Raw genomic sequence first — 9,213 nt, 5'->3', positions numbered from 1 at the left:
GCCTGGGTGACGTTGCGCTCGGGGTCGCCCTCGGGCAGGAACCGCTCGTCGCCCCACCAGAGGTCGAGGCGGCTCCAGTCGATCGCGTCCCGCGCGGGCGCCGCGGACAGGGCGGCCAGCAGGCCGTTGCCGTTGCGGCCGCCCGTCAGGACCACGGACGCCGAGCCCCGGGAGGTCTGCGCGTCCACGATCCTGGTGATCAGCCGGGCCGCCGCGGCCTGCGCCATCAGCTCCTTGTCGCGGTGCACGACCAGCTGCGGTGCCGTACTCACTTCGTCGTCGCCTTCCGTACCGGTTCCAGCTCGGGCGGCTCCCGCCTCACCGGTGCCTGCGCCGTCGCTGCCGCAGCGGGTGCTTTCGCAGCCCTTTCAACGGGAGCGGGGAGGGCGAGTCCTGCTCGCCCCTCACTTTTGGGCACCGCCGGCACCGACGACGAGGACTTCAGCCGGTCCACCCCGTACCGCAGCGCCGACGCGTACGTGTCGTCCGGGTCCAGCCGCCGCAGCTCCTCCGCCATCAGCTCGGCGGTCTCCCGGCGTTTGAGCGCCACCGCCCGGTCCGGCTGGCCGTCGATGGAGAGCGTCGCCAGGGAGCCGTCGGCGCGGTCCAGCTTGATCGGGCCGCAGTTGGTGTCCATCCGGACCGCTGTCAGACCGGGCCCGCTGGACAGCGACCGCTTCACGGGGACGTCCAGCCGGTCCGCGAGCCACATCGCCAGCAGCTCACAGCTCGGGTTGAACTCCTCGCCCTCCACCTCGACGGCCCGCACCTCGCAGGTGACCTGGTCGAGGGCCGCCGCCAGCATGGAGCGCCAGGGGGTGATGCGCGTCCAGGACAGGTCCGTGTCACCGGGGGTGTAGGCCCGGGACCGGGTGGCCAGGTCGCGTACCGGCTGCTCGGAGGCGTACGTGTCGGTGACGCGGCGCTGCGCGAGGGCACCGAGGGGGTCCTTCGCCGGGTCGAGCGGCGCGTTCACCGGCCACCACACCACCACCGGGGCGTCCGGCAGCAGCAGCGGCAGCACCACCGACTGGGCGTGGCCGACGACCTCGCCGTACAGCCGGAGCACCACCGTCTCCCCGGAGACGGCGTCCGCGCCGACCCGGACCTCCGCGTCGAGGCGCGACTGCGTGCGGTCACGGGGTGAGCGGGAGACGCGTTTGATGACCACGAGCGTGCGTGCGGGATGCTCGTGCGAGGCGTCGCTCGCGGCCTTCAGCGCGTCGTAGGCGTTCTCCTCGTCCGTCACGATGACCAGCGTGAGCACCATGCCGACCGCCGGGGTGCCGATCGCCCGGCGGCCCTGGACCAGCGCCTTGTTGACCTTGCTGGCCGTGGTGTCCGTGAGGTCTATCTTCATGGCCGGCGCCAGCTCCGTCCGTGTCGCTCGAGCATTTCGTCCGCTTCGACGGGCCCCCAGGTACCGGCCTGGTACTGGGCAGGCTTGCCGTTCTTGTCCCAGTACTGCTCGATCGGGTCGAGGATCTCCCAGGACAGCTCGACCTCCTCGGTACGCGGGAAGAGGTTCGAGTCACCGAGCAGAACGTCCAGGATCAGACGCTCGTACGCCTCCGGGCTGGACTCCGTGAAGGACTCGCCGTACGCGAAGTCCATCGACACGTCCCGGATCTCCATCGACGTGCCCGGCACCTTGGAGCCGAAGCGGACCGTGACGCCCTCGTCCGGCTGGACGCGGATGACGATCGCGTTGGAGCCGAGCTCCTCGGTGGCCGTGGAGTCGAAGGGGGAGTGCGGGGCCCGCTGGAAGACGACCGCGATCTCCGTCACGCGGCGGCCCAGCCGCTTGCCGGTGCGCAGGTAGAAGGGAACGCCCGCCCAGCGGCGGTTGTCGATCTCCAGCTTGATCGCGGCGTACGTGTCGGTCTTCGACGAGGCGTTGATACCGTCCTCGTCGAGATAGCCGATCACCTTCGCGCCACCCTGCCAGCCCGCGGAGTACTGGCCGCGCACGGTGTCCCGGCCCATGTCCTTCGGCAGCCGCACGGCGCCCAGGACCTTCGTCTTCTCGGCGGCCAGCGCGTCCGCGTCGAAGGAGGCCGGCTCCTCCATGGCCGTCAGGGCCATGAGCTGGAGCAGGTGGTTCTGGATGACGTCACGGGCGGCGCCGATGCCGTCGTAGTACCCGGCCCGGCCGCCGATGCCGATGTCCTCGGCCATGGTGATCTGCACATGGTCCACGAAGGACCGGTTCCAGATCGGCTCGAACATCGTGTTGGCGAAGCGCAGCGCCAGGATGTTCTGGACGGTCTCCTTGCCCAGGTAGTGGTCGATGCGGAAGACCTGGTCCGGGGCGAAGACCTCGTGGACGACCTTGTTGAGCTCCTCCGCCGAGGCGAGGTCGTGGCCGAACGGCTTCTCGATGACCGCGCGGCGCCAGGAGCCGCCCGTCTGGTCGGCCAGCTGGTGCTTCTTCAGCTGCTGGATGACCACCGGGAAGGACGACGGCGGCACGGACAGGTAGAAGGCGAAGTTGCCGCCCGTGCCCTGTGCCTTGTCGAGCTCCTCGATCGTGGAGCGCAGCCGCTCGAACGCGTCGTCGTCGTCGAACGTGCCCTGCACGAAGCGCATGCCCTGGATGAGCTGCTGCCAGACCTCCTCGCGGAAGGGCGTGCGGGCGTGCTCCTTGACCGCGTCGTGGACCTCCTGCGCGAAGTCCTCGTGCGCCCACTCGCGGCGGGCGAAGCCCACCAGCGAGAAGCCCGGCGGCAGCAGACCCCGGTTGGCGAGGTCGTACACGGCGGGCATGAGCTTCTTCCGTGACAGATCGCCCGTGACGCCGAAGATGACCAGGCCCGACGGCCCCGCGATACGCGGGAGCCGTCGGTCCGCGGGGTCACGCAGCGGGTTGCTGCTCGACACCTGTTCAGCCCTCCGAGGGGGCGAGGCGCTTGAGCTCGGCCTCGGTCGACTTCAGCAGGTCGGTCCAGGAGGCCTCGAACTTCTCGACGCCCTCCTCCTCCAGCAGCCGGACCACGTCGTCGTACTTGATCCCGAGCTTCTCGACCGCGTCGAGGTCGGCGCGGGCCTGCTCGTACGTGCCGGCGACGGCGTTGCCGCGGATCTCGCCCTGCTCCTCCGTGGCGAACAGGGTCGCCTCCGGCATGGTGTTCACCGTGTTCGGAGCGACCAGCTCGTCGACGTACAGGGTGGCCTTGTACGCCTTGTCCTTCACGCCGGTGGACGCCCACAGCGGACGCTGCTTGTTGGCGCCCGCCTTCTCCAGGGCGCTCCAGCGGTCCGAGGAGAAGACCTCCTCGTACGCCTGGTACGCCAGACGGGCGTTGGCGACGCCGGCCTTGCCGCGGGCGGCCTTGGCCTCGTCGGTGCCCAGCGCGTCGATCCGCTTGTCGATCTCGGTGTCCACGCGGGACACGAAGAAGGATGCCACGGAATGGATCTGCGACAGGTCCAGGCCGCGCTCCCTGGCCTTCTCCAGGCCGGTCAGGAACGCGTCCATGACCAGGCGGTAGCGCTCCAGGGAGAAGATCAGCGTGACGTTGACGCTGATGCCCAGGCCGATGGTCTCGGCGATGGCCGGGATGCCCGCCTCGGTCGCCGGGATCTTGATGAGCGTGTTGGGCCGGTCCACCAGCCAGGCGAGCTGCTTGGCCTCGGCGACCGTCGCCCGCGTGTGGTGCGCCAGGCGCGGGTCGACCTCGATCGAGACCCGGCCGTCCTGGCCACCGGTGGCGTCGAAGACCGGGCGCAGGATGTCGGCGGCGTCACGGACGTCCGCCGTCGTGATCATGCGGATGGCCTCTTCGACGGTGACCTTGCGGGCGGCGAGGTCGGTCAGCTGCGTGTCGTAGCCGTCGCCCTGCGAGATCGCCTTCTGGAAGATCGACGGGTTGGTGGTGACGCCCACGACGTGCTGCTGGTCGATCAGCTCGGCGAGGTTGCCGGACGTGATCCGCTTGCGCGACAGGTCGTCCAGCCAGATCGCGACGCCCTCCTCGGAGAGGCGCTTGAGTGCGTCTGTCATGGAAATTCCATCTCCTACGTGTCGTATATGAGCGTCAGCGCTGAGCTGCGGCGATCGATTCCCGCGCGGCGGCGGCCACGTTCTCGGGAGTGAACCCGAACTCGCGGAAGAGGACCTTGCCGTCGGCCGAAGCACCGAAGTGCTCCAGGGAAACGATGCGGCCGGCGTCCCCCACGTACTTGTGCCAGGTGAGACCGATACCGGCCTCCACCGCGACACGGGCCCGGACGGACGGCGGCAGGACGCTGTCCCGGTACCCCTGGTTCTGCTGCTCGAACCACTCCACCGACGGCATGGACACCACACGCGTGGGCACGCCGGCGCCTTGGAGCTGCTCGCGCGCCTCGACGGCGAGGTGTACCTCCGAGCCGGTGGCGATGAGGATGACCTCGGGCTCGCCCCCGTCGGCCTCGAACAGGACGTAACCGCCCTTGGCGGCGTCCTCGTTGGGCTCGTACGTCGGCACACCCTGACGGGTCAGCGCCAGGCCGTGCGGCTGGCCCTTGCCGAACTCCTTCGTCCAGCGCCCCAGGATCTCGCGCCAGACGATCGCGGTCTCGTTGGCGTCCGCCGGGCGCACGACGTTCAGACCCGGGATCGCCCGCAGCGCGGCCAGGTGCTCGACCGGCTGGTGGGTCGGGCCGTCCTCGCCGAGGCCGATGGAGTCGTGCGTCCACACGTACGTCACCGGCAGGTGCATCAGCGCCGACAGCCGCACCGCGTTGCGCATGTAGTCGGAGAACACCAGGAAGGTGCCGCCGTAGATGCGGGTGTTGCCGTGCAGTGCGATGCCGTTCATCTCGGCGGCCATCGCGTGCTCGCGGATACCGAAGTGGATCGTGCGGCCGTACGGGTCCGCCTCCGGCAGCGGGTTGTCCGCCGGGAGGAAGGAGCTGGTCTTGTCGATCGTGGTGTTGTTGGAGCCGGCCAGGTCGGCCGAGCCGCCCCACAGCTCCGGGATGACCCCGCCGAGGGCCTGCAGCACCTTGCCGGAGGCGGCACGCGTGGCCACGCCCTTGCCGACCTCGAAGACCGGGATCTTCTCCTCCCAGCCGGTGGGCAGCTCACCCTTGGCGACGCGGTCGTACTCCGCGGCGCGCTCGGGGTTGTTGTCCCGCCACTGCTGGTACGCCTTCTCCCACACCGCGCGGGCCGCCTGGCCCCGCTCCAGCGCCTTGCGGGTGTGCGTGATGACCTCGTCGGAGACCTCGAAGGACTGCTCCGGGTCGAAGCCGAGCACGCGCTTGGTCGCGGCCACCTCGTCGTCACCCAGCGCCGAGCCGTGTGCCGCCTCGGTGTTCTGCGCGTTCGGGGCGGGCCAGGCGATGATCGAGCGCATCGCGATGAACGACGGCCGGTCGGTGACCGCCTTGGCCGCCTCGATCGCGTCGTAGAGCGCGTTCGGGTCCAGGTCGCCGTCCGGCTTCGGCGCCACGCGCTGCACATGCCAGCCGTAGGCCTCGTACCGCTTCACCGTGTCCTCGGACACGGCCGTCTCGGTGTCGCCCTCGATCGAGATGTGGTTGTCGTCCCACAGCAGGATCAGGTTGCCGAGCTTCTGGTGGCCCGCGAGGGAGGACGCCTCGGCGGAGATGCCCTCCTGGAGGCAGCCGTCACCGGCGATGCAGTAGACGAAGTGGTCGAACGGCGACTCGCCCTCGGCGGCCTCCGGGTCGAACAGGCCGCGCTCGTAGCGGGCGGCCATCGCCATGCCCACCGCGTTGGCGACACCCTGGCCGAGCGGGCCGGTCGTCGTCTCCACACCGGTGGTGTGCCCGTACTCGGGGTGGCCGGGAGTCTTCGAGCCCCAGGTGCGGAAGGACTTCAGGTCGTCCAGCTCCAGGCCGAAGCCGGCCAGGTACAGCTGGGTGTAGAGGGTCAGGGACGAGTGGCCGGCGGACAGCACGAAGCGGTCCCGCCCGACCCAGTCGGCGTCCGCCGGGTCGTGCCGCATCACCTTCTGGAAGAGGGTGTAGGCGGCAGGCGCCAGGCTCATCGCCGTACCCGGATGGCCGTTACCGACCTTCTGTACGGCATCGGCGGCCAGGACACGCGCGGTGTCGACGGACCGCTGGTCCAACTCGGTCCACTCGAGGTCTGTGGTGGTCGGCTTGGTGCTCACCCTGGGTCAGGGCTCCTCTCCACATGTCGGAAGCCGGTGCATCGGGGCGCCCACCGGCCGCAGTCGAGCCTACCCCCGTGGGACGTGCGTTTTTTCGAGTCACTCCAGAGTGCCGGGGCTGATCCCGGTCCGCCTCCTGACTGGGCCGTACCGCATTCGACAGGTGAATACGGAGCCGCTCATCCGGGTGCTCAATCGAGCTTCGACGCGCCCTTCGGAAGGTGTCCGCCAACACGAGCCGACCCCCGCGAATGTCCGAGTCTGGGCAACGTCTAAAGTGGCGTGGTACGCGCGAGCCTTTACCGGGACTTCACAGGGGTGAGGCTTGCTGGGATGTCTCTGTAGGGGTGTGCGTGACGGCCGTTGAATCCCGTCCAGCGGGGATGATCGGGGCGGACCAGAGCCCGGCCCACCGGCCGTTCGGGGCCCGTGTCAAGGCGTTCGTGGCTCTCACCAAGCCGCGGATCATCGAGCTGCTGCTGATCACCACGGTGCCGGTGATGTTCCTGGCGCAGCAGGGTGTGCCCGACCTGACGCTGGTGCTGCTGACGTGCCTCGGTGGCTACATGTCCGCGGGCGGCGCCAACGCGCTCAACATGTACATCGACCGCGACATCGACGCGCTGATGGACCGCACCTCGCAGCGCCCGCTGGTCACCGGCATGGTCAGCCCGCGCGAGTGCTTCGTCTTCGGCATCACGCTGGCCGTCGCCTCGACGCTGCTGTTCGGCCTCACGGTGAACTGGCTGAGCGCCTGGCTCGCCCTCGGCGCGCTCCTCTTCTATGTGGTCGTCTACACGATGATCCTCAAGCGCCGTACCTCGCAGAACATCGTGTGGGGCGGCATCGCCGGCTGCCTGCCGGTGCTGATCGGCTGGTCCTCGGTCACGAACTCGATGTCGTGGGCGCCGGTCATCCTCTTCATGGTCATGTTCTTCTGGACGCCGCCGCACTACTGGCCGCTGTCCATGAAGGTCAAGGAGGACTACGCGCGCGTGGGCGTGCCCATGCTGCCGGTGGTCGCCTCCAACAAGGTGGTCGCCAAGCAGATCGTGATCTACAGCTGGGTCATGGTCGCCGTCTCGCTCCTGCTGACCCCGCTCGGCTACACCGGCTGGTTCTACACCTCGGTGGCGCTGCTGGCGGGCGGCTTCTGGCTCTGGGAGGCGCACGGCCTGCAGAACCGCGCGAGGGCGGAGGTGACGGGCGCGAAGCTGAAGGAGATGCGCCTGTTCCACTGGTCGATCACGTACGTGTCGCTGCTGTTCGTGGCCGTCGCCGTCGATCCCTTCATCCCCGCGCTGACACACTGACGTACGTCACAGGCCCCTGCCCTCGCCAGTCGATCTACTCGTGAGTAGCATCCTGGCCATGGCAGACACGCAGCAGGTTGACCCGAAGGCCGAGCGCAAGGTGGCCCGGCTGGCCAAGCAGATCTCCTCCTTCTCCCGGGCCCACGGCGGCGCCGAGGGCCAGATCGCCTATCTCGGCGAGCGCGGCGCCCGCATCGTCCTGGTCGGCGAGGACGGCACCTGGGGCGACCTGGTCGCCCCCTCCCACCAGATCGCCGGGAAGGCCGTGGAGAAGTCGGGCATCACGACCCACGAGTCCTTCGACGGCGCATTCGCGGCGAAGGTGAAGACGGGCCGTTACGAGTGGTCGCGGATGGCGGGGATCCAGGTCGGCGGTCCCAAGAACAGCTGAGCAGCCGGCCCAGGGGCGCGGGGCTGTATCAATGTGCTGCTCCGCCGCGTGGGCGCGACCAGCCACAACCGGTCCGCAGCCGCCCCGTGACCAGGACCCCCACCCCGGGACCGCCACCTCGAACCCGGTTCACCCGTTAGGACCCTTGAGAGCAACAGGGTCCACACCGGGAGGCCCGGATGATCGAAACGCCGTCGCTAGTGGACCAGTACTGCCACGGAGTGCTCCGCACCGAGCTGGGCCTCGGCACCTTCGAGGCCCACCTCAGCCGCACCGAGGGCCCGCCCGCCCCCGGCACCACCCTCTTCGACACCCAGACCGGCTTCGCCGTGCGGCGCTGGTGCCCGCCTCTGCTCGGGCTCGAACCGCACTGCGCGCCCGCCCGCTATCTGGCCCGACGCCGGGAACTGGGCGTCCTGGAGTCCGGCCGCCGGCTCCTGCGTGGCAGCGGCATCACCACGTACCTGGTCGACACCGGCCTCCCCGGCGATCTGACGGAACCCGGCGAGCTGGCCTCCGCCGGAGCCGCCGAGGCCCGCGAGATCGTGCGCCTGGAACTCCTCGCCGAGCAGGTCGCCGACACCTCCGGGACCGTCGAGTCCTTCCTCGCCAACCTCACCGAGTCGGTGCACGCGGCCGCCGCCGACGCCGTCGCCTTCACCTCGGTCGCGGGCGTACGGCACGGCCTCGCGCTCGCGCCGGAGCCACCCGGGCCGGGAGAGGTGCGCGGGGCGGCCGGCCGCTGGCTCGCCGGGCGCGGAGTCGGCGGGGAGCTGAGCGACCCGGTGCTGCTACGGCATCTGCTGTGGAGCGCGGTCGCCTCCGGCCGGCCGCTCCAGCTGCACGCGGGGCTGGGCGCGCCGGGCCTGCGGATCGACCGCACGGACCCGGTGCTGCTGACGGACTTCGTGCGGGCCACGGCCGGCCTGGGCACGGACCTCGTGCTGCTGCACGGCTACCCGTACCACCGGCACGCTGCCCATCTCGCCGGTGTCTTCCCGCATGTCCACGTCGACTGCGGCGCCGCCCTGGTCCGCACGGGCGCCGGGGCCGCGACCATTCTCGCGGAGATTCTGGAACTGGCCCCCTTCGGCAAGATCCTCTTCTCCACCGGCGCCCAGGGCCTGCCCGAACTGCACGTGGTGGGCGCCCGCCTGTTCCGCGAGGCCCTCGGGCGGGTGCTCGGCACCTGGGTGGCCGAGGGCGCCTGGTCACTCGCCGACGCGCAGCGGGTGGCGGGCATGCTGGCGTCGGGGAACGCGCGGCGGGTGTACGGGCTCGACTGGCTTGGCTAGTGCCGCGGCAGGCAACGTTTGCCCGTTGAGGAGCGGCGTTTGGTGCGTGCTCTCGGCGTGCCGGCCGGAAGCCCTCGTACTGGACGTAC

Annotated in this window: 8 protein-coding genes; 3 read left to right on the top strand and 5 right to left on the bottom strand. The window is 70.1% G+C overall.

Translation table 11 applies throughout. The annotated features are described in order from the left end of the window. The 5 genes from ABZ281_RS24060 to tkt form a co-directional block, all read right to left on the bottom strand. On the bottom strand, positions 1-227 hold a 227-nt coding region (locus tag ABZ281_RS24060; protein WP_356658541.1), incomplete at its 3' end, for a 6-phosphogluconolactonase. 41 nt (positions 228-268) lie between these two features. Next, on the bottom strand, positions 269-1,360 hold the full coding sequence (gene opcA / locus ABZ281_RS24055) for a glucose-6-phosphate dehydrogenase assembly protein OpcA (RefSeq protein ID WP_356658537.1): 1,092 nt from the start codon (positions 1,358-1,360) through the stop codon (positions 269-271). After that, positions 1,357-2,880, bottom strand: coding sequence for a glucose-6-phosphate dehydrogenase (zwf, locus tag ABZ281_RS24050; RefSeq protein WP_356658535.1), 1,524 nt, complete (start codon positions 2,878-2,880; stop codon positions 1,357-1,359). The genes opcA and zwf overlap by 4 nt, the downstream gene beginning before the upstream one ends. Positions 2,881-2,884: 4 nt before the next feature. After that, complete coding sequence (gene tal, locus ABZ281_RS24045; RefSeq protein WP_356658533.1) at positions 2,885-4,003, bottom strand: transaldolase; 1,119 nt, start codon at positions 4,001-4,003, stop codon at positions 2,885-2,887. A gap of 34 nt (positions 4,004-4,037) precedes the next feature. Beyond that, positions 4,038-6,125 (bottom strand): transketolase, encoded by a 2,088-nt coding sequence (gene tkt / locus ABZ281_RS24040; RefSeq protein ID WP_356658531.1) that lies wholly within the window; start codon positions 6,123-6,125, stop codon positions 4,038-4,040. A 383-nt stretch (positions 6,126-6,508) separates the two neighbouring features. Between tkt and ABZ281_RS24035 the strand changes: the two genes are divergently transcribed. From ABZ281_RS24035 to ABZ281_RS24025, 3 genes are all read left to right on the top strand, one after another. After that, positions 6,509-7,438, top strand: coding sequence for a heme o synthase (locus tag ABZ281_RS24035; RefSeq protein ID WP_356658539.1), 930 nt, complete (start codon positions 6,509-6,511; stop codon positions 7,436-7,438). A gap of 58 nt (positions 7,439-7,496) precedes the next feature. After that, complete coding sequence (locus tag ABZ281_RS24030) at positions 7,497-7,829, top strand: hypothetical protein (protein WP_356658529.1); 333 nt, start codon at positions 7,497-7,499, stop codon at positions 7,827-7,829. A 179-nt stretch (positions 7,830-8,008) separates the two neighbouring features. Next, positions 8,009-9,124: an amidohydrolase family protein gene (locus ABZ281_RS24025; protein ID WP_356658527.1), complete on the top strand. Its 1,116-nt coding sequence runs from the start codon at positions 8,009-8,011 to the stop codon at positions 9,122-9,124. Positions 9,125-9,213: the final 89 nt, after the last annotated feature.

This window comes from Streptomyces sp. NPDC006265 (assembly GCF_040613555.1).
Classification (GTDB): Bacteria; Actinomycetota; Actinomycetes; order Streptomycetales; family Streptomycetaceae; genus Streptomyces.
This window is presented reverse-complemented; position numbering and strand designations above follow the sequence as displayed.

Coding starts and splice junctions, on each gene's coding strand:
- ABZ281_RS24035 (WP_356658539.1), top strand. CDS start 6,509: ATGATCGGGGCGGACCAGAGCCCGGCCCACCGGCCGTTCGGGGCCCGT.
- ABZ281_RS24025 (WP_356658527.1), top strand. CDS start 8,009: ATGATCGAAACGCCGTCGCTAGTGGACCAGTACTGCCACGGAGTGCTC.
- ABZ281_RS24030 (WP_356658529.1), top strand. CDS start 7,497: ATGGCAGACACGCAGCAGGTTGACCCGAAGGCCGAGCGCAAGGTGGCC.
- tal (WP_356658533.1), bottom strand. CDS start 4,003: ATGACAGACGCACTCAAGCGCCTCTCCGAGGAGGGCGTCGCGATCTGG.
- opcA (WP_356658537.1), bottom strand. CDS start 1,360: ATGAAGATAGACCTCACGGACACCACGGCCAGCAAGGTCAACAAGGCG.